This is a genomic window from Accumulibacter sp., assembly GCF_032229525.1.
Classification (GTDB): domain Bacteria; phylum Pseudomonadota; class Gammaproteobacteria; order Burkholderiales; family Rhodocyclaceae; genus Accumulibacter.
Map to the genome: position 1 here is coordinate 122,414 of NZ_JAVTWB010000253.1, position 18,744 is coordinate 141,157.

Here is an 18,744-nt window from a genome sequence, read left to right on the forward strand (position 1 = left end):
CGCATGTCCGTCAGGGAGAGTGACCGTGAAAAGCTATCTCTCGCTTCCCGAATCTTCTATCCTCGGAGCACAAGTTGGCACGTCGTAGAGTCGTTGTAACTGGTCTCGGTATTATTTCCCCGGTGGGTAATTCCGTTGACGAAGCCTGGCAGAATGTCCTTGCCGGGCGCTCCGGGATCGACCGGATTACCCGTTTCGATGTTTCCACCTTCCCCGTGAAGATCGCTGGCGAGGTGAGGGGTTTCGATCTTGGCCGCTACCTTTCGGCGAAGGAGGCGCGCCGACTGGATGTTTTCGTCCATTACGGTCTTGCTGCAGGCATCGAGGCGATCCGCGACGCTGGCCTCGAGGCACACCCGGTGGACGCGGAGCGAGTGGGAGTTTCGATTGGTTCGGGGATCGGCGGTTTGCCGATGATTGAAAGCAGTTGTGACGAATTTGCCGCGGGTGGCGTGCGCAAGGTTTCGCCTTTCTTCGTTCCCAGTTCGATCATCAACATGATCTCGGGCAATCTGTCGATCATGTACGGTTACAAGGGCCCCAATATGTCCTTGGTGAGTGCCTGCTCGACCGGCACCCACAGCATTGGTGATGCCGGGCGTTTGATCGAATACGGGGATGCGGATGTGATGATTGCTGGAGGAGCGGAGGGCTGCATCTCGAATCTTGGGCTGGGCGGCTTCTGCGCTCCGCGTGCCTTGTCGACGCGCAACGATGATCCGCAGACAGCGAGCCGACCCTGGGACCGTGATCGCGACGGGTTTGTCCTCAGTGAGGGTGCTGGCGTCGTGGTACTCGAAGAATACGAGCATGCCAAGGCACGTGGTGCGCGGATCTACTGCGAGCTGGTGGGCTTTGGCATGAGTGCCGATGCCCATCACATTACCGCGCCGTGCGAGGACGGTGATGGTGCTTCCCGTTGCATGGCTAACGCCCTGCGCAATGCGGGACTGAACCCCGAAGACGTCCAGTACGTCAATGCGCACGGCACATCGACTCCCTTGGGCGACAAGGCCGAGACCGTCGCCATTAAGCGCGCTTTCGGCGATCACGCCAAAAAGCTGGTGGTCAATTCGACCAAGTCGATGACCGGTCACCTGCTGGGCGCTGCCGGTGGCGTCGAGGCATTGTTCACGGCGCTGGCAATCTATCATCAGGTGTCGCCGCCCACCATCAATATCGTCAATCAGGACGAGTCCTGCGATCTCGACTACTGCGCCAACGAGGCGCGCCCACTCAAGATCGATGTCGGGATTTCCAACTCCTTCGGCTTCGGCGGTACCAACGCCACGGTTGCCTTCAAGCGCATGTAGCGTCGCAGTTCCGACCTGGATTGCAATTCCCGATCCACATCGAGCTGCGCCGCTCGCGTCTCCTGTCAGCTCTGACGGTCTTGCTGCATGTTGTCGCTGCGGCGTCGCTGCTGTTTCTCCCCTGGCCCTCCGCGCCGCGCTACCTGCTGCTGGTGGTCGTTGCGCTGTCGGCAGGGTTCGCGCTGCGGAGGTCGCCCTTCGTCGGCCTGCGCCTGCTGGACAACGGCGCCCTGGCTTGTCGGCTGGCCAGTGGCGAGCACCTCGCCGTAGCGGTGCAGCCAGACAGCGTCGTATTCAGCCCCTTGATCGTCTTGCGCGTGCGGGATGGCGACACCGGTCGACGCTACAGTCTTGCACTACTACCCGACAGTATGCCGGCCGAGCAATTTCGTTTACTCCGCCTGTGGTTGCGTTGGCGGACAGATCCTAGCGATCGGGTCGAAGGCGGCGTTTGAGCGTCGTGTTCCGGGCGTGGGTCAGGGTTTCCGGGTAATTTCGGCTGGAGTGCAAGCCGCGGCTTTCGTGGCGCCGTAACGCGCAGCGGATGATCAAGTCGGCGGTCACGACGAGGTTGCGCAGTTCGATCAGATCGTGGCTGACCCGGAAGAGCGAGTAAAAATCATCGATTTCACGCATCAGCAGGCGGATCCGGTTCTGCGCGCGCTGCAGGCGTTTGGTGGTGCGGACGATTCCGACGTAGTCCCACATGAAGCGGCGCAACTCATACCAGTTGTGGGCGATGACGATCTCCTCATCGGGATCGCTGACGCGACTGGCATCCCATGGTGGTAGCTCGGGCAGCTCGCCTTCAGGCTGTTCAAGAATGTCCGTGGCCGCCGCTTCCGCGAAAACCAGACATTCGAGCAGTGAGTTGCTGGCCAGGCGATTGGCGCCGTGCAGGCCGGTACAGGACGCTTCGCCGGCGACGTAGAGCCCCGCGATGTTGGTGCGCGCGCGCAGGTCGGTGACGACACCGCCACAGGTATAGTGCGCGGCGGGAACCACCGGGATCGGTTGGCGGGTGATGTCGATACCGAGTTCCAGGCACCGCGCCTGAATGTTCGGAAAATGCTCAGCGAGAAAGGCGGCCGGTTTGTGTGAGATGTCGAGATAGACGCAGTCCAGTCCGCTTTTCTTCATTTCGAAATCGATGGCCCTGGCCACCACGTCGCGGGGCGCGAGTTCCGCGCGTCGGTCGTGCGCGGGCATGAATCGCGTGCCGTCCGGCAGAAGGAGTCGTCCTCCCTCACCGCGGACCGCTTCGGAGATCAGGAAAGACTTGGCCTGCGGATGGTAAAGGCAGGTCGGATGAAACTGGATGAACTCCATGTTCGCTACCCGGCAGCCGGCACGCCAGGCCATCGCGATGCCGTCGCCGGTCGAGGTGTCGGGATTGGTCGTGTACAGATAGACCTTGCCGGCGCCGCCGGTGGCGATCACGGTGTGCCGGGCGCCCAGAGTCAGCACTTCGCCGCTGACGGTATCCAGCACGTAGGCGCCGTGGCAACGCCCGTCGGTCAGTCCCAGCTTGTCGCCGGTGATCAGGTCGACGGCGATGTGGTGTTCGAGACTGAGGATGTTCGGATGTTGGCGAACCTTGTGCGTCAGCGTGGTCTGTACGGCCAGTCCGGTGGCATCGGCGACGTGGATGACGCGACGGGCGCTGTGACCGCCCTCCTGGGCCAGGTGGTAGCCAGCTTCATCACGCGTAAAAGGGACGCCCTGCGCGATCAGCCAGTCGACCGCTCGCCGACCGTTTTCGATTACGAAGCGGGTGGCCCGTGGGTCGTTCAGGTGGGCGCCAGCGCTGATCGTGTCACGGATGTGGGCTTCGATCGAGTCGTGATTGTCGAGTACCGCGGCAATCCCGCCCTGAGCCCAGCTGGAGGCGCTATCTTCCAGCGCGCGCTTGCTGATTAGCGCCACCTTGCGTGTCTGCGCCAGGCGTAGCGCGGCCGCCTGTCCGGCCAGGCCGCTGCCGATGATGAGAACGTCGAAGCGAAGCGTCACGATCGATGGCCGGCCAGAAGGGGGCTGCAACTATAGCACGCGCACGGCGGCGCAATGACGCCGTGCACAGCGGAACCATTCCCCGCCAGATACCGTCACAGCCGATGCTCACGCACTGTTACGATGACAAGTGAACGCTTGCGCTATACTTTCGCGCAAAACACGATACCGTCTTCGACAGGATAAGCAGAGAGCATGAGTGAACGCGAAATTGACCAAGTATTGGTCGAGCGCGCACAGGCCGGCGACAAGCACGCTTTCGAGATGCTGGTCGAGAAATACCAGCGCAAGCTGACGCGCTTGTTGTCGCGTTTCGTCCGCGACCCGGCAGAGGTCGATGACGTCGCGCAGGAGGCGTTCATAAAGGCGTATCGGGCCTTGCCGGCGTTTCGTGGCGATAGTGCGTTCTATACCTGGCTCTATCGAATTGGCATCAATACCGCCAAGAACTATCTCGTTGCCCAGGGGCGCCGCCCACCGACATCGACCGACTTTGACTCTCACGATGCCGAGAATTTCGAGGATGCCGGCCTGTTGCGCGACATCAATACGCCAGAGAGCCTGCTGCAGTCCAAGCAGGTCGCCGAAACGATCAATGCGGCGATGGCAAGCCTGCCGGAGGAGTTGCGTAACGCGATAGTCCTGCGCGAGATCGACGGCCTGAGCTATGAGGAAATCGCCGAAGCGATGACTTGTCCGATCGGCACGGTACGTTCGCGGATTTTCCGTGCTCGCGAGGCCGTGGCCGAGAAGTTGAGGCCGCTGCTCGATACCTCTGCTGATCGCCGGTGGTAGCCATGAGTGAACAGAGGTCGGCATTGTGGGATGACGGAACGGCCGAAACTGGCCTTCAAGGTGTCCATTTTGCCCGCAGCCAGACAGGGCGCGACGGCGATCACCGCCGATGTACGGCGGTGTAGGGTATCAGAACCGTCGCCAGATCCGGCAGGCCAGGCCTGCCGATAGCCCGGCCGCAGCGGCAGGCAATTGCTGACCAGGGATGTGACCCGGAGGTGATCAAATGATGACCAGTGCGTGGGGGACAATCGCTGCTGTCGATGGCGAGGAGGCTTTGGTACGCATGGACGATAGCGGCTGCGGTCGTTGCCGGGAGCCGGGGGGCTGTGGCGGCAACAATATCGCCAAGCTGTTGTGCGGCACGCCGCGCACCTTGCGGGCGCCGAACCCCGACCGCCACGTCGTTGGCGCACGTGTGCGCGTGGGCGTTGTCGCGGGTTCGCTTCGCCGCAGTGCATACCATGCCTATGCGTTTCCCTTGCTGGCCTTGTTGGTCGGTGCCTTGGCCGGGTCGGCGTTCGGCGGCGAAGCCGGTGCGATCGGTGGGGCGATTGCCGGTTTGCTGGTCGGTTGGCTGGGCTTGCGGCGTGCCCAGTCGCACAATGCACGTGACCCGCGCTTTCAGCCGTCGATCCTGCCTTGATTTTTCTCCCGGCCGTCCTCAAGTCTTGGTTGTGGTCCGATCTTCGGTGACACTCAGGAGGTATGTAGTGCCATGAAACAGTTTCTTGCGGCTTTTGTTCTTTCCGTTTTCTCTCTCGCAGCGCCCGCTCAGAATCGAGGATTGCCCGATTTCACCGAGCTGGTGGAAAAGCAGGGGCCGGCGGTCGTGAATATCAGTACCATGCAGTCTGCTCGTGGCAGTGGAAGCGGTCGGGGTGCACAGCCCTTTCCGTTCGATGAAAATGATCCGATGTACGAGTTTTTTCGTCGTTTCATTCCTCGCCAGCCGGGAATGCCTGGACTCCCAGGGCCGCCGCGTGAATTCGAGAGCAAGTCCCTTGGCTCCGGGTTTGTCGTCAGTGCCGATGGCTACATCCTGACCAATGCCCATGTCGTCGATGCTGCCGACGAGATTCTCGTTCGCCTGACTGATAAGCGAGAACTGAAGGCCAGGGTCATCGGTGCCGACAAGCGCACCGATGTGGCACTGATCAAGATTGAAGCGACGGGCTTGCCGACCGTTCGTTTTGGTGACCCGAACGTACTCAAGGTCGGCGAATGGGTAGTCGCGATTGGTTCGCCGTTTGGTTTTGACAACAGTGTCACGGCGGGCATTGTCAGCGCCAAGGGGCGCTCGCTGCCGCAGGAGAACTATGTCCCCTTCATTCAGACCGATGTGGCGGTCAATCCGGGTAATTCGGGCGGGCCGCTGTTCAACCTGAAGGGCGAGGTAGTCGGTATCAACTCGCAAATTTACAGCCGCTCGGGTGGTTTCATGGGAATCTCGTTTGCCATTCCGATCGACGTGGCGATGGAAGTTCAGGCGCAGTTGCGCGCAACGGGCAAGGTGAGCCGTGGTCGAATCGGTGTGGTCATTCAGGACGTGACCAAGGAGCTGGCTGAGTCGTTTGGCTTGAGTCAGGCTCTTGGTGCCGCGGTGAATGCGGTAGAGAAAGGTGGCCCGGCCGAGAAGGCCGGAGTCGAAGCCGGAGACGTGATCCTGAAGTTCGACGGCAAGACCGTCAGCGGTTCCGGTGATCTGCCACGCATCGTCGGTGCTACCAGGCCGGGAAGCAGGGTGGCGATACAACTCTGGCGGCGCGGAGCGAGCAAGGAAGTGACGGTGGTGGTCGGTGAAATCCCGGAGGAAAGGACGACCGCGCGCGGCAGCAGGAGCAGCAAGCCGGCCGAGCGCGCTGCCAATCGACTCGGTCTGGTGGTTTCCGAGCTTACTGTCGAGCAAAAGCGTGAACTCGACGTCAATGGCGGTTTGCTCATCGAGGATGTTCGCAGCAACGCCGCGCGAGCTGATCTGCGGCCCGGCGATGTCATCCTGGCGATCATTGCGCGTGGTGAGAGTACCGAGATCAAGAGTGTTGAACAGTTCAATCGTTTGCTCGGACGCTTCGACAAGTCCGCCAACGTGACCCTGCTGGTGCGCCGTGGCGATCTGCAGACCTTTGTCACCATCAAGGGTCTGCCTGACGGACGCGCTGAGTGATTCGGGCGACCGGATGACGACGCTGACGCTGCTTTCGCGTCGTTATTGTCACCTCTGCCAGGACATGGAAGTGGCGCTCGGACGATTGGCGTCCGAGCTCTCCTTCAAGCTCGAGGTGCTCGATGTCGACGCCGATGCAACGCTCGAGGAGCGCTACGACGAACTGGTGCCGGTGCTCCTGCATCGCGGCCAGGAACTGTGTCACTACTTCCTCGATGATGCCAAAGTCCGTGATTATTTGAGCGAAATCCGCTAAAATCCGCGCCTTCATGCAGTTCGGCCAAGGGTGCCCACCGGCACCTTTTTTTTCAGGGATGGCGCGGTCGAGACGGCGCCGACACGATGTTCATGCAACACATCCGCAATTTTTCCATCATCGCGCATATCGATCACGGCAAGTCGACGCTCGCCGACCGCATCATTCATCTCTGCGGTGGCCTTTCCGACCGGGAGATGGAGGCGCAGGTGCTGGACTCGATGGACATCGAGCGCGAGCGCGGGATCACCATCAAGGCGCAGACGGCGGCGCTGCAATACCGGGCGCGCGATGGCCAGATCTACAACCTGAACCTGATCGACACCCCGGGCCACGTCGACTTTTCCTACGAAGTCTCGCGCTCGCTTTCCGCCTGTGAGGGTGCCTTGCTGGTGGTCGACGCCTCGCAGGGTGTCGAAGCACAGACCGTCGCCAATTGCTATACGGCGATCGAACTGGGTGTCGACGTGCTGCCGGTGCTGAACAAGATTGATCTGCCTTCGGCCATGCCGGACAAGGCGCGTCAGGAGATCGAAGACGTGATCGGCATTGACGCCACGGAAGCGGTCCTGGCCTCGGCCAAGACCGGCCTCGGCGTCGAGGATGTCCTGGAAGCAGTCATCGCGCGCATTCCGCCGCCGAAAGGTGATCCGGAAGCGCCGCTCAAGGCCCTGCTGGTGGACTCCTGGTTCGACAACTACGTCGGCGTGGTGATGCTGGTGCGGGTCTTCGACGGCACGCTACGGCCCAAGGACAGGATTCGCCTGATGGCCGCCGGCTCAGTGCACCTCTGCGAGCAGGTCGGCGTGTTCACCCCGAAAGCGGTGCCCCGTGATGCCTTGCGCGCCGGCGAGGTCGGTTACATTATCGCGGGGATCAAGGAACTGCAGGCGGCCAAGGTTGGCGATACGGTGACCCGCCTGGACCGGCCGGCCAGCGAAGCCTTGCCCGGGTTCAAGGAAATCAAGTCGCAGGTTTTCGCTGGCCTTTATCCGGTCGAATCCAACCAGTACGACTCCCTGCGCGAGTCGCTCGAGAAGCTGAAGCTCAATGATGCTTCCTTGCGTTACGAACCCGAGGTCTCGCAGGCCCTCGGGTTTGGTTTTCGTTGCGGTTTTCTCGGCTTGCTGCACATGGAGATCGTGCAGGAACGCCTCGAGCGTGAGTTCGATCAGGACCTGATCACCACCGCGCCAACGGTGGTCTATGAAGTGCTGCTACGTGATGGCAGCCTGGTCAATGTGGAAAACCCGGCCAAGCTACCGGATCTGTCGAAGATCGAAGAAATCCGCGAGCCGATCATCACCATTACCGTTTTCGTTCCACAGGACTATCTCGGCAACGTCATTACCCTGTGCAACCAGAAGCGCGGTAACCAGGTGGACATGACCTATCACGGTCGTCAGGTGCAGCTGGTTTACGAAATGCCGATGGCCGAGGTGGTGATGGACTTCTTCGATCGCCTGAAGTCCGTCTCGCGTGGCTATGCCTCGCTCGATTACGAATTCAAGGAATATCGGGCGTCCGATGTCGTCAAGCTCGATATCCTGATCAACACCGAGCGGGTTGATGCGCTGTCTGTCATCCTCCATCGTGCAAGCTCCATCTATCGTGGACGCGAGCTGGCGGCCAAGATGCGCGAGCTGATCCCGCGTCAGATGTACGACGTTGCCATCCAGGCTGCCATTGGTGCCAACATCATTGCCCGAGAGAACGTCAAGGCGATGCGCAAGGACGTGCTCGCCAAGTGTTACGGCGGCGACATCTCGCGCAAGAGAAAGCTGCTTGAGAAGCAGAAGGCGGGCAAGAAGCGCATGAAGCAGGTCGGCTCCGTTGAGATTCCACAGGAGGCTTTCCTTGCTGTGTTGCGGGTCGGCAAGTAAAGGAGGAATGAGCCAGTGAATTTTGCATTGATCCTGTTGATCCTGTTGCTGGTCAGTGGCGCGATCTGGGCGACCGACGCCTTCGTCTTGCGCAAGCGTCGTCCGGCCGACGCCAAGGAGCCGTGGTGGGTGGAGTATGGGGCAAGTTTTTTCCCGGTCATCCTGGTCGTTTTCGTGTTGCGTTCCTTTATCGTCGAGCCGTTCAAGATTCCATCGGGTTCAATGATTCCGACCTTGCTGGTCGGCGACTTCATTCTGGTCAACAAGTACACTTATGGCATCCGCCTGCCGGTCGCCAACTTGAAAGTGATTGACCTCAACAGCCCGCAACGCGGTGACGTCATGGTCTTTCGCTACCCCGAGGATCCTTCGCTCGACTATATCAAGAGGGTGGTTGGCATCCCCGGTGACCGAGTGGCCTATGAGAACAAGCGGCTGACGATCAATGGCCTGCCGGTACCGGTGGTACAGGTCGAGGATTATCTACACCCGGAGCGCCTGTACTATTCGCAGCAGTATGTCGAAACCATGAGTGAGGGAGAGCATCGCGTGCTCAATGATGAAGGTGCGCCGCCTTTCGTCACGCATCCTGCCCAGTTTCCGAATCGCGACAATTGCTCCTACAATAGTGCCGGCGTGATCTGTACGGTGCCGCCCGGCGAGTACTTCGTGATGGGTGACAACCGCGACAACAGTCGCGACAGCCGCTTCTGGGGGTTCGTTCCGGAAGAGAATATCGTGGGCAAGGCTTTTTTCATCTGGTTGAATTTCGGTGATTTCAAGCGAATTGGCTCGTTCAGCTAGGGAGTGGCGACAATGAATGGTCAACGTGGTGTGGCGCTTACGGGCTTGTTGCTCTGGGGCCTGGTGATTACTCTGGTGGCCATTCTCGGCATCCGGGTCACTCCGGAAGTGATCGATTTCTACAAGATCCGCCATGCGATCAAGGCCACGGCGGGCAAGTCCGCCGGCATGACGGTTGGGGAGATTCGGCATACTTACGGCCAGTATGCGGAAGTGGAGCATATCAAGACCATTACGCCGGCTGATCTGGACGTGTTCAAACAGGATAACGATGTCGTCATCGCTTTTGCCTACGAAAAGCGCATTCCACTGGCCGGCAATGTCAGTCTTCTCATCGATTTCCAGAGCTCGGCGTCGGCGCGCGGTTCCGGGCAATGACCGACCCCGGGCTCGAGCGGGCGTTTGGCTACAGGTTTCAGGATCGCGAACTCCTGCAGACGGCGCTGACGCATCGCAGCTACTGTTCACCGCACAACGAGCGTCTCGAGTTTCTCGGCGATTCCATCCTCAATGCGGTTATTGCGCGCCACTTGTTCGAGCGCTTTCCGAAGCTTCCGGAAGGTGATCTGTCGCGATTGCGCGCCAATCTGGTACGCCAGGACAGCCTGCATCAACACGCTCTGGCGCTCTCCCTGGGTAGCTTTCTGCGCCTTGGCGAGGGAGAGCAGAAAAGCGGAGGGCATCAGCGTCCATCGATCCTGGCCGATGCCCTCGAGGCCTTGTTTGGCGCGGTCTGGCTGGACGGCGGATTCGCTACTGCCAGCGAAGTCATCGTCCGCCTGTATCAGGGGATGGTCGATCAATTGACTCCCGGACAGGAAATCAAGGACGCCAAGACGCGCTTGCAGGAATACCTGCAGGGCAGGCGACTCGCCTTGCCTCAGTACTCACTGACCGGCACCGAGGGCGAGGCGCATGCGCAGCAATTCCGCGTTACCTGTGTGATCGATTCAATGCACATCCGCAGCGAAGGCAATGGCGGAACTCGCCGCGCTGCAGAACAGATGGCCGCCGCGCGCGCGCTGGAAAGCCTGGCCACAGCATGAGTGAAATAGAGATCCGCTCCGGGCAGATTGCCATCGTCGGCCGTCCGAACGTCGGCAAGTCCACCTTGCTCAACGCTTTGATTGGTGAAAAGGTCAGCATTGTCTCGCAGCGCGCGCAGACCACCCGTCATCGCATCATGGGCATCCTCACGACAGCGGATGCGCAATACGTCTTCGTCGATACGCCTGGTTTCCAGACCAAGTACGCCAACGCGTTGAATCAGATGATGAATCGCGGCGTCCGGCAGGCACTGGCCGAGGTGGATGTCGTTCTCTTCGTGGTCGAGGCCGGTCGGTTCGACGAGCGGGACCGTGCGGTGCGCAAGCTCGTCCCGGAGGGTTGTCCGGTGATTGTCGTCGTAAACAAGATCGACCAGATCAAGAACAAGGCAGACCTGCTGCCGTTTCTCGGGCAACTCGGCAGCGAGGGCGATTTCGCGGCGATGATTCCGCTCAGCGCTACCCGCCGGGCGCAACTTGATGTCCTGCTCGGCGAGACGCGCAAGCACTTGCCGAACCATGAGCTGCTTTACGGTGAGGACGAGATCACCGACCGCAGCGAGAAGTTTTTGGCCGCCGAGTACATCCGCGAGAAGCTCTTTCGCCTGATCGGCGACGAACTGCCGTATGGCGCTGCCGTCGAGATCGAAAAATTTGTCGTCGATGGTGAACTGCGCCGCATCAGCGCGGCCATTGTCGTCGATCGATCCGGGCACAAGGCGATCATCATCGGCCGGGGCGGCGAGGTGGTCAAACGGATAGCTTCCGAGGCGCGGCAGGACATGGAGCGGATGTTCGGCGGTCCGGTTTTCCTGGAAGTGTTCGTCAAGGTCAAGTCCGGCTGGGCCGATGATGCGCAACTGCTCAAGAGCCTCGGCTACGAATAGGCAATGGGCTGGTCAGCGGCTGGCGAGCGGATGGGGCAGTGAATCAGCGGCACAAGGTCGATGCGCAGCCGGCTTTTGTGCTGCACGCCTACCCGTATAGCGAAACCAGCCTGATTGTTGATGTCTTCTCGCGCGACTTTGGTCGTGTTGCCCTGCTCGCACGCGGTGCGCGTCGCCCACGCTCGGTGTTGCGCGGCGTGCTGCTCGGTTTTCAGCCGCTGGAAGTGGGCTGGGCGGGCAGGGGTGAGGTGCAAACGCTGATCAAGGCCGAGTGGCGGGGAGGGCAGCCGTTGCTGGCCGGCAAAGCCTTGTTCTTTGGCTACTACCTCAACGAGCTGCTGATGCACCTGCTGCCCCGTGAGGATGCGCATGTGCGACTGTTCTCCGTCTATGCCGAGACCTTGCGCCGCTTTGCCGATGGTGCGCAGGAAGCGCACTTGCGCTGCTTCGAGCGGGCACTCCTGCAAGAGCTGGGTTACGGTCTGCTGCTGGAAACCGATGTGGACGGTCTGGCGGTGGACGTCAACGCATACTATGGCTATGAGATCGAGCGGGGTCCGGTCCGGCTGGCGGAACGCGGTAGTTCGGCGCTCTCGGTCAGCGGCAGGACGCTGTCCGACCTGGCGCGAGATGATTTCTCGGATCCGCGCTCGCTGGCGGAAGCCAAGCAGCTGATGCGCACGCTGATCGGTCACTATACAGGCGGCAGGCATCTGGCAAGCCGCAGGGTTTTCAGGGAGCTACAGGAACTATGATCGAACTGGGCGTCAATATCGACCACGTGGCGACGATCAGGCAGGCGCGCGGCACCTACGAGCCGGATCCGGTCTGGGCAGCCGTGGAAGCACACCTCGGCGGTGCCGATGGCATCACTATCCACCTGCGCGAGGATCGGCGACACATTCAGGACGCCGACGTCGAGAAGCTGCGCGATCTGGCGCAGATCAAGCTCAATCTCGAAATGGCGGCGACCGACGAGATGGTCGCCATTGCCTGTCGGGTCAAGCCGCAAATGGCCATGCTGGTGCCTGAAGGCCGGCACGAGGTGACCACCGAAGGGGGGCTCGATGTTCTGGCGCAGGAAGCCAGGCTTCGCCAGACCGTGGCCAGGCTCGCCGATGCCGGCATCGTCAGCAGCGTCTTCATCAATGCCGAGCCGGCACAGGTCGAAGCTGCCGCGCGGATCGGCGCGCGCGTTTGCGAAATTCATACCGGTCCCTATGCGCACGCCTTCTACACCCAGGGACGGGATCCCGAGAGCGCGGCGGTGCTGGCCGAAATCGACAGGATTCGGCTGGCCGGCGAGTCCGTTCGCCAGCTGGGCATGCGTTTCAACGCCGGTCACGCGCTCAACTACTTCAACGTCCAGCCGGTGGCGCAGCTCGCCGGTATCCGCGAACTGCACATTGGCCACGCGATCATCAGCCGTGCCGTGTTCGTCGGCCTGCGCGAAGCCGTGCGTGAGATGAAGCGCCTGATTCGCGAAGCGCAGGCGCTGCCGCTCACGCCTGCGCCATGATCACCGGCATCGGCACCGACATCGTCGCCATCGCCCGTTTCGGCACCCTCTACGAGCGGCACGGCCAGCGCGCGCTGGCGAAACTGCTATCCCCGCGCGAGTGTGCCGAGTTTACCGGTACGCGACAGCCGGCACGTTTTCTCGCCAAGCGTTTTGCTGCCAAGGAAGCACTTGGCAAAGCGCTCGGTATCGGTCTCGCCACACCAGCCACCTTGCCGAACATCGGTGTCGGTCATGACCCCCTGGGCCGGCCGGTGTTCGAGTACGCGGAACCGCTGGCTGCTCATCTCGCGCAGCGCGGGCTGGTCGCCCACCTCTCGATCAGCGATGAGCAGGATTTCGCCATCGCCTTCGTGGTCCTGGAGCAGGCATGAATGCCACGACTTCTCCCGTACAACTGCCGCTTGGCCCGCTGATGATCGACGTCGCCGGACTCACCTTGTCGGAGGTCGAGCGCCAGCGTCTGCTCCACCCGCTGGTCGGTGGCCTGATCCTCTTCGCCCGCAACTACGAATCGCCGGAACAGCTGGAGCGCTTGACGGCCGCGGTACATGCCCTGCGCACGCCGCCGCTGCCGATTGCCATCGACCACGAAGGCGGCAGGGTGCAGCGCTGCCGAAAAGGCTTTACGCATCTACCGCCGATGCGCCGTCTCGGCGAGTTGTGGGACGATGACCGGCAAGTCGCGCTGAGCACAGCGTCTGAACTGGGGTATGTCCTGGCGGCCGAATTGCGCGCTCGCGGCGTCGACCTGTCGTTTACGCCGGTGCTCGATCTCGACTGGGGACGCAGCAGCGTCATCGGCGACCGCTCTTTTCACCGCGACCCTGCGGCGGTGGTCGAACTGGCCGGCGCCTTCATCGAAGGTCTGCGCCGCGCCGGCATGGCCGCCTGCGGCAAGCATTTCCCGGGCCATGGCTGGGCCGAAGCCGATTCACATGTCGATCTGCCGGTGGACCAGCGCGGTCTGGACGAACTGGCGCCCGACCTCGAGCCCTACCGCCGGCTGCGTCTGGACGCGGTGATGCCGGCGCACGTGATCTATCCGCAGGTGGATCCTCGTCCGGCCGGTTTTTCGCCGGTCTGGAACCGCCTGCTTCGCGATCAAATCGGTTTTGCCGGCGTGATCTTCAGCGACGACCTGTCGATGGCCGGGGCCAGTGTTGCCGGCGACATCATCGCGCGCTGCTCGGCAGCCTGGGAAGCCGGCTGTGACATGCTGCTGGTGTGCAACACGCCGGAAGCGGTCGGCGAAGTGCTGGCCAATTGGCGGCCTGTTGCCGATCCATTGCGGGCGCAGCGTGTCGAGCGCCTGTCAGCGGCGATCGGCGCAGTCGACTGGTCGGACCTGCAGAAAGACGCCAGCTACCAGTCCGGTGTCGCCTCGGCGATGCGACTGTCGGCCTGACGCCGACGAAAACAGGCAGCCCAGGCTGCCTGTCGGATGACGATGCGCGTGCGACCGCGCTGCCGGAGGCGATGCTGAATCGACCGCTAAGCGACCGCTAATCGACCTCTATTTGGCGCGCGAACGGTATTCGTTGGAACGGGTGTCGATCTCGATCTTGTCACCGATCTCGACAAAGGCCGGCACCGGCAGCTCGAAACCGGTGGCCAGGCGGGCGGGTTTCAACACTTTGCCGGAGGTGTCGCCCTTGACCGCCGGCTCGGTGTATATCACTTCGCGGACGACGCTACTCGGCAGCTCGATCGAGATCGCCTTGCCGTTGTAGAACACCGCTTCGCAGGGCATGCCGTCCTCAAGGTAACTCAGCGCGTCAGTCATGCACTCGGCTTCGATTTCGTACTGGTTGTATTCGGCATCCATGAAGACATAGAGCGGCTCGGCGAAGTACGAATAGCTGACTTCCTTGCGCTCCAGCTGGATGACATCGAACTTGTCGTCAGCGCGATAGACGGTTTCGCTCGGCGAGTCGGTGAGCAGATTCTTCATCTTCATCTTGACCACCGAAGCGTTACGCCCCGATTTGACGTATTCGGACTTCAGAACCACCATCGCGTCGTTGCCGACCATGAAGACGTTGCCTGCGCGAAGCTCTTGTGCGGTTTTCATAGGGCGTTCCGGAAAACAGTTGGGGACAACAGACGATTATAACTTGGAACGCGCGAAGGTCGCCAGGCGGCTGCTCAGATCCTCCTGTCGGGCGAGTTCTTTCTGCCACTGCAGGGCGTGTTTGCGCAGCGTCGGAAGAGCGGCTGCAAGTTCTTGCCAGTGCGCCTTTTCGACTCTGCCACCATTGATTCTGCCACCCTTGACTCGGCCACCATTCCATGCGTGCCAGAATTCGCACAAGGCTGTTGCGGCCGCCGCCGACAGCCCGGCGCAGTAGATCCCCAGAAAGGCGTCCAGCTTGGCGACATGCGCAGCTTCCTCCTGCGGGTAGATGTGCCAGACCAGCGGTCGCGCCGCCCATTGCGCGCGCACGAAGGAATCCTCGCCGCGGACGAAGTTGAGATCGCAGAGCCACAGCAGGCGGTCATAAAGACCCTCTTCCAGGAACGGCAGGATGCGGATTTCCAACGCGCCACGGCGAAGCACATCGCCGGCCCTGAGCGACCGGCCGGCGTAGCTCTCGATTGCTGACCGCGTGCGCGATAGCGGTGCCATGCAGCACACCGGCACGGCCGAGGCTTCCCAGAGCGCCAGCAGATCGCCGATGGCGGGGTTCTCGTAGGCAAACAGCGAGGCCAGCAAGGTGCCGGCGGCCGGCGCCGGGAGCCCGCTCTGGCGCCAGAAGTCGGCCTGCAAGCCCGCGCTGCCGGCAAACTCCTGCCGCCGGGCCAGCAGGTCTGCCTCGCGCAGCAGACCCCCGGTGTCGGCCGTAAAGCCGGGAAAGAAGAAAAACTTGTCGAGCGCCAGCCGCGGGTGCGGCGACGGCAGCGCATGAAATCCTGCCACCCATTGTTCGGCGCTCAGATAGTCGAGATTGATCCACAGCGGGCGCGGCGACTGTCGCGCCATGGCTTCGACGAAGGGCTCGGGAATGCGGCAGGCGAAGGTTTCCAGCACCACCGCGGCCGGCTCCAGCGCGGGAAACGGTATTTCCCAGCGGCGGACTTCGATTCCCTGCACTTCCTGGCTGGACAGCGTCGGGTCCACCTGCGCGCAGAGCAGCGTGAAGGTTTCGAGCCGGTCGACCCACAGGCGCACGCGCACGTTGCGCTCGCCCGCCAGTTGCCGGGCCAGACGCCAGCAGACGGCGATATCGCCGAAGTTGTCGATAACGTGGCAGAAGATGTCCCAGTCGGGTCGAGCGGAAATAGGTGGCACGGACGGTGCGAAGGGGCGTGATAACATCGAAGCCGCTATCCTACGTCAGCCGGCGGCCACCGCGAATGCCCATGCAACAACCCTTCGACGCCAAGTCCCTGCTGGCCACGCTGACCGAACTGCCCGGGGTCTATCGAATGCTCGATAGCGCGGACACGGTGCTCTATGTCGGCAAGGCGAAAAACCTCAGGAAACGGGTCGCCTCGTATTTTCGCGACCGCCATCCGAGTCCGCGCATTGCGCTGATGGTGGCGCAGATCGCCCGCGTCGAGACCACCGTAACGCGTTCGGAGGCCGAGGCACTGCTGCTCGAGAACAACCTGATCAAGAGCCTCTCGCCGCGCTACAACATCCTCTTTCGCGACGACAAGTCCTACCCCTACATCGTCCTGACCCACGACCCCTATCAGCGCCTGGGCTTCTTCCGCGGGGCGACCGATCGGCGGGCCGACTACTTTGGACCTTTTCCATCGACACAGGCGGTGCGCGAGAGCATCCAGCTGCTGCAGAAGATGTTTCGCCTGCGCACTTGCGAGAATGCGGTGTTCAACAATCGCTCGCGGCCATGCCTGCTCCACCAGATCAAACGCTGCTCAGCGCCCTGTGTCGGGCTGGTCGAAGCCGAGCGCTACGCCGAAGACGTCGACATGGCAGCCCTGTTTCTGCAGGGGCGCCAGCAGGACGTCATCGGACGCCTGTCGGCAGCGATGGATCAGGCAGCAGCGAAACTCGCCTTCGAGCAGGCCGCCGTCTACCGTGATCAGATTCAATCCCTGCGGCAGGTGCAGGACAAGCAATACGTCGACAGCGACAAGGGCGGCGACGTGGACATCGTCGCCGCGGTGGAAGAGCAAGGCATGCTGTGCGTCAACCTGGCGATGGTGCGCGGCGGCAGGCATCTCGGCGACCGGCCCCAGTTTCCCGTCAATGCCGCCGATTCGTCGGCGCCCGAAGTGCTGACCGCCTTTCTCGCCCAGCACTATCTCGCGCACCCCATTCCGACGCGCATCCTGGTCAATTTGGCGCCACTGGATGGCGAGCTGGCCGATTGGCTCAGCGCGGCGGCCGGGCGACCGGTCAGGGTCGCCGAGGCCAGGCTGACCGCGCAGCGGGTGTGGGTCGAAATGGCCGAACAGAACGCCAGGCTGGCGATCACCGCGCGACGCAGCGCGCTGTCGCGGCAGGGCGCGCGGCTCGAAGCGCTCTGCAAGACGCTCGATCTCGACCTGGAGGAGGGCAGCGAGGCACGCATCGAGTGCTTCGACATCAGCCACACGCAAGGCGAGTCGACGGTAGCGGCGTGCGTCGTCTATCAGGGTAGCGGCATGCGCAAGTCGGAGTATCGCCGCTTCAACATCCGGGACATTACCCCGGGTGACGATTACGCGGCGATAAGGCAGGCGGTACTGCGTCGCTACGAAAAACTGCTGAGCGGGGATGGCGCTGCGCCGACGCTGATCCTGATCGACGGTGGCAGGGGGCAGGTGAGCGCTGCGGTGTCGGCACTCGAGGAACTCGGGCTGGGGCAATTGTCGCTCCTTGGCGTGGCCAAGGGAGAGGCGCGCAAGCCGGGATTGGAAACGCTGGTTTTCGCGGATGGCCGCGAGCCGTTACAATTGCCGTCTGAACATCCCGCGTTGCATCTGATCCAGGAAGTTCGCGATGAGGCGCACCGCTTTGCGGTGTCCGGACATCGCGCCAGGCGTGGCAAGGCCACACGGACTTCGCGGCTGGAAGAGATCAGTGGCATCGGGCCAAAGCGGCGCAAGGCGCTGATTTCCCGTTTTGGCGGCCTGCAAGGCATTTCCGATGCCGGGATTGACCAACTGACCGCGGTTCCAGGAATCAGCCGGGAACTCGCCGAGACCATTTACGCGGCTTTGCACTGATGCCACTGAACATACCGATTCTGCTGACCTGGCTACGGATCATCCTGATCCCGCTGATGATCGCCATCTACTACGTTCCCGAGTCATGGGTTCATGTCGTCGGCCGTGATCTGGCGGCGACGGTGGTTTTCCTGGTCGCCGCGCTCACTGACTGGCTGGACGGCTATCTCGCGCGTCGCTGGCAGCAGACATCCGCGTTCGGTGCCTTCCTCGATCCGGTGGCCGACAAGCTGATGGTCGCCGCGGCGCTGATCGTCCTCGTCCAGTTGGGCCGGCTTGACGCCATCCTGGCGGCGATCATCATCGGTCGCGAGATCACCATTTCCGCCTTGCGTGAATGGATGGCCCGGATTGGTGCACATCGCAGCGTGGCCGTATCGATGATCGGCAAAATCAAGACCACCGCCCAGATGATCGCCATTCCGATGCTGCTTTATCACGCCTCATTGGCGGGCCTCGACGTCTTTCTGGCGGGCACCTGGCTGATCTACATCGCCGCCGTGCTGACGCTGTGGTCGATGGGATATTACATGCGAATGGCCTGGCCGCACCTGATCGAAGCGGACCGCAAGCGCTAGCCGAGTGCCTGAATGGCATGCGGAGAAAGCGCCGGACGTGAAGAAGGCGTTGACAGTAATGGGCAGCCCTTTATAATGCGCACTCGCTCCACGCGGGAGTAGCTCAGTTGGTAGAGCGATACCTTGCCAAGGTATAGGTCGAGAGTTCGAGACTCTTCTCCCGCTCCAGATTTCCTGCCCAGCGGTCGGTTTTTCCGCACTCAAGGGCAGCCCCCGCCGCCAGGCGGGTTCGGCGCGATAGCAAAGCGGTTATGCACCGGATTGCAAATCCGTTCAGCCCAGTTCGACTCTGGGTCGCGCCTCCA

20 protein-coding genes and 2 tRNA genes are annotated in these 18,744 nt (G+C 62.0%); 19 read left to right on the forward strand and 3 right to left on the reverse strand.

The window, feature by feature from the left end; translation table 11 throughout:
- The first annotated feature begins 74 nt into the window (after positions 1–74).
- Both fabF and RUW20_RS20300 read left to right on the forward strand, forming a co-directional pair.
- Positions 75–1,313: a beta-ketoacyl-ACP synthase II gene (fabF, locus tag RUW20_RS20295; protein WP_313954028.1), complete on the forward strand. Its 1,239-nt coding sequence runs from the start codon at positions 75–77 to the stop codon at positions 1,311–1,313.
- A 20-nt stretch (positions 1,314–1,333) separates the two neighbouring features.
- Positions 1,334–1,768 carry a protein YgfX gene (locus RUW20_RS20300; protein ID WP_313954029.1) on the forward strand — a complete coding sequence of 145 codons (435 nt, stop codon included), beginning with the start codon at positions 1,334–1,336 and terminating at the stop codon, positions 1,766–1,768.
- Here the strand turns inward: RUW20_RS20300 and nadB are convergent.
- Positions 1,740–3,323: an L-aspartate oxidase gene (gene nadB / locus RUW20_RS20305; protein WP_313954030.1), complete on the reverse strand. Its 1,584-nt coding sequence runs from the start codon at positions 3,321–3,323 to the stop codon at positions 1,740–1,742. The two genes, RUW20_RS20300 and nadB, sit on opposite strands and share 29 nt — an antisense overlap.
- A 195-nt stretch (positions 3,324–3,518) precedes the next feature.
- On the opposite strand from nadB, the gene rpoE reads away from it, so the two are divergent.
- The 13 genes from rpoE to nagZ all read left to right on the forward strand — a co-directional run bounded on the left by rpoE (position 3,519) and on the right by nagZ (position 14,088).
- Entirely contained in the window at positions 3,519–4,118 is a 600-nt protein-coding gene (rpoE, locus tag RUW20_RS20310) for an RNA polymerase sigma factor RpoE (RefSeq protein ID WP_313954031.1), read from the forward strand.
- Between the two features lie 226 nt (positions 4,119–4,344).
- Positions 4,345–4,764, forward strand: coding sequence for a SoxR reducing system RseC family protein (locus RUW20_RS20315; RefSeq protein ID WP_313954032.1), 420 nt, complete (start codon positions 4,345–4,347; stop codon positions 4,762–4,764).
- Between the two features lie 72 nt (positions 4,765–4,836).
- On the forward strand, positions 4,837–6,285 hold the full coding sequence (locus tag RUW20_RS20320; RefSeq protein ID WP_313954033.1) for a DegQ family serine endoprotease: 1,449 nt from the start codon (positions 4,837–4,839) through the stop codon (positions 6,283–6,285).
- Between the two features lie 13 nt (positions 6,286–6,298).
- A complete protein-coding gene (locus tag RUW20_RS20325; RefSeq protein WP_313954034.1) occupies positions 6,299–6,541 on the forward strand; it encodes a glutaredoxin family protein in 243 nt (80 codons plus the stop codon).
- A 92-nt stretch (positions 6,542–6,633) separates the two neighbouring features.
- Positions 6,634–8,424, forward strand: a complete 1,791-nt coding sequence (gene lepA / locus RUW20_RS20330) for a translation elongation factor 4 (RefSeq protein WP_313954053.1) — start codon at positions 6,634–6,636, stop codon at positions 8,422–8,424.
- Between the two features lie 15 nt (positions 8,425–8,439).
- Positions 8,440–9,228, forward strand: coding sequence for a signal peptidase I (gene lepB, locus RUW20_RS20335; protein ID WP_313954035.1), 789 nt, complete (start codon positions 8,440–8,442; stop codon positions 9,226–9,228).
- Between the two features lie 12 nt (positions 9,229–9,240).
- Complete coding sequence (locus RUW20_RS20340; RefSeq protein ID WP_313954036.1) at positions 9,241–9,606, forward strand: DUF4845 domain-containing protein; 366 nt, start codon at positions 9,241–9,243, stop codon at positions 9,604–9,606.
- On the forward strand, positions 9,603–10,274 hold the full coding sequence (rnc, locus tag RUW20_RS20345; RefSeq protein WP_313954037.1) for a ribonuclease III: 672 nt from the start codon (positions 9,603–9,605) through the stop codon (positions 10,272–10,274). Before RUW20_RS20340 ends, rnc begins: the two co-directional genes overlap by 4 nt.
- Complete coding sequence (gene era / locus RUW20_RS20350) at positions 10,271–11,161, forward strand: GTPase Era (protein WP_313954038.1); 891 nt, start codon at positions 10,271–10,273, stop codon at positions 11,159–11,161. Before rnc ends, era begins: the two co-directional genes overlap by 4 nt.
- A 38-nt stretch (positions 11,162–11,199) precedes the next feature.
- A complete protein-coding gene (gene recO / locus RUW20_RS20355; RefSeq protein ID WP_313954039.1) occupies positions 11,200–11,916 on the forward strand; it encodes a DNA repair protein RecO in 717 nt (238 codons plus the stop codon).
- Positions 11,913–12,680 (forward strand): pyridoxine 5'-phosphate synthase, encoded by a 768-nt coding sequence (locus RUW20_RS20360; RefSeq protein WP_313954040.1) that lies wholly within the window; start codon positions 11,913–11,915, stop codon positions 12,678–12,680. Before recO ends, RUW20_RS20360 begins: the two co-directional genes overlap by 4 nt.
- Positions 12,677–13,054 (forward strand): holo-ACP synthase, encoded by a 378-nt coding sequence (gene acpS, locus RUW20_RS20365; RefSeq protein ID WP_313954041.1) that lies wholly within the window; start codon positions 12,677–12,679, stop codon positions 13,052–13,054. Before RUW20_RS20360 ends, acpS begins: the two co-directional genes overlap by 4 nt.
- On the forward strand, positions 13,051–14,088 hold the full coding sequence (gene nagZ / locus RUW20_RS20370; RefSeq protein ID WP_313954042.1) for a beta-N-acetylhexosaminidase: 1,038 nt from the start codon (positions 13,051–13,053) through the stop codon (positions 14,086–14,088). Before acpS ends, nagZ begins: the two co-directional genes overlap by 4 nt.
- A gap of 108 nt (positions 14,089–14,196) precedes the next feature.
- Here the strand turns inward: nagZ and efp are convergent, their stop codons facing one another.
- Both efp and earP read right to left on the reverse strand, forming a co-directional pair.
- Positions 14,197–14,754: an elongation factor P gene (gene efp / locus RUW20_RS20375; RefSeq protein WP_313954043.1), complete on the reverse strand. Its 558-nt coding sequence runs from the start codon at positions 14,752–14,754 to the stop codon at positions 14,197–14,199.
- A gap of 36 nt (positions 14,755–14,790) precedes the next feature.
- Positions 14,791–15,999 carry an elongation factor P maturation arginine rhamnosyltransferase EarP gene (gene earP, locus RUW20_RS20380; protein WP_313954044.1) on the reverse strand — a complete coding sequence of 403 codons (1,209 nt, stop codon included), beginning with the start codon at positions 15,997–15,999 and terminating at the stop codon, positions 14,791–14,793.
- Positions 16,000–16,043: 44 nt separating this feature from the next.
- On the opposite strand from earP, the gene uvrC reads away from it, so the two are divergent.
- The 4 genes from uvrC (at position 16,044) to RUW20_RS20400 (ending at position 18,744) form a co-directional block, all read left to right on the forward strand.
- Positions 16,044–17,861, forward strand: a complete 1,818-nt coding sequence (gene uvrC, locus RUW20_RS20385; RefSeq protein ID WP_313954054.1) for an excinuclease ABC subunit UvrC — start codon at positions 16,044–16,046, stop codon at positions 17,859–17,861.
- Entirely contained in the window at positions 17,861–18,439 is a 579-nt protein-coding gene (gene pgsA, locus RUW20_RS20390) for a CDP-diacylglycerol--glycerol-3-phosphate 3-phosphatidyltransferase (RefSeq protein ID WP_313954045.1), read from the forward strand. Before uvrC ends, pgsA begins: the two co-directional genes overlap by 1 nt.
- Positions 18,440–18,531: 92 nt before the next feature.
- A tRNA-Gly gene (locus tag RUW20_RS20395) sits at positions 18,532–18,607 on the forward strand.
- A gap of 63 nt (positions 18,608–18,670) precedes the next feature.
- Positions 18,671–18,744: transfer RNA gene (locus RUW20_RS20400), tRNA-Cys, on the forward strand.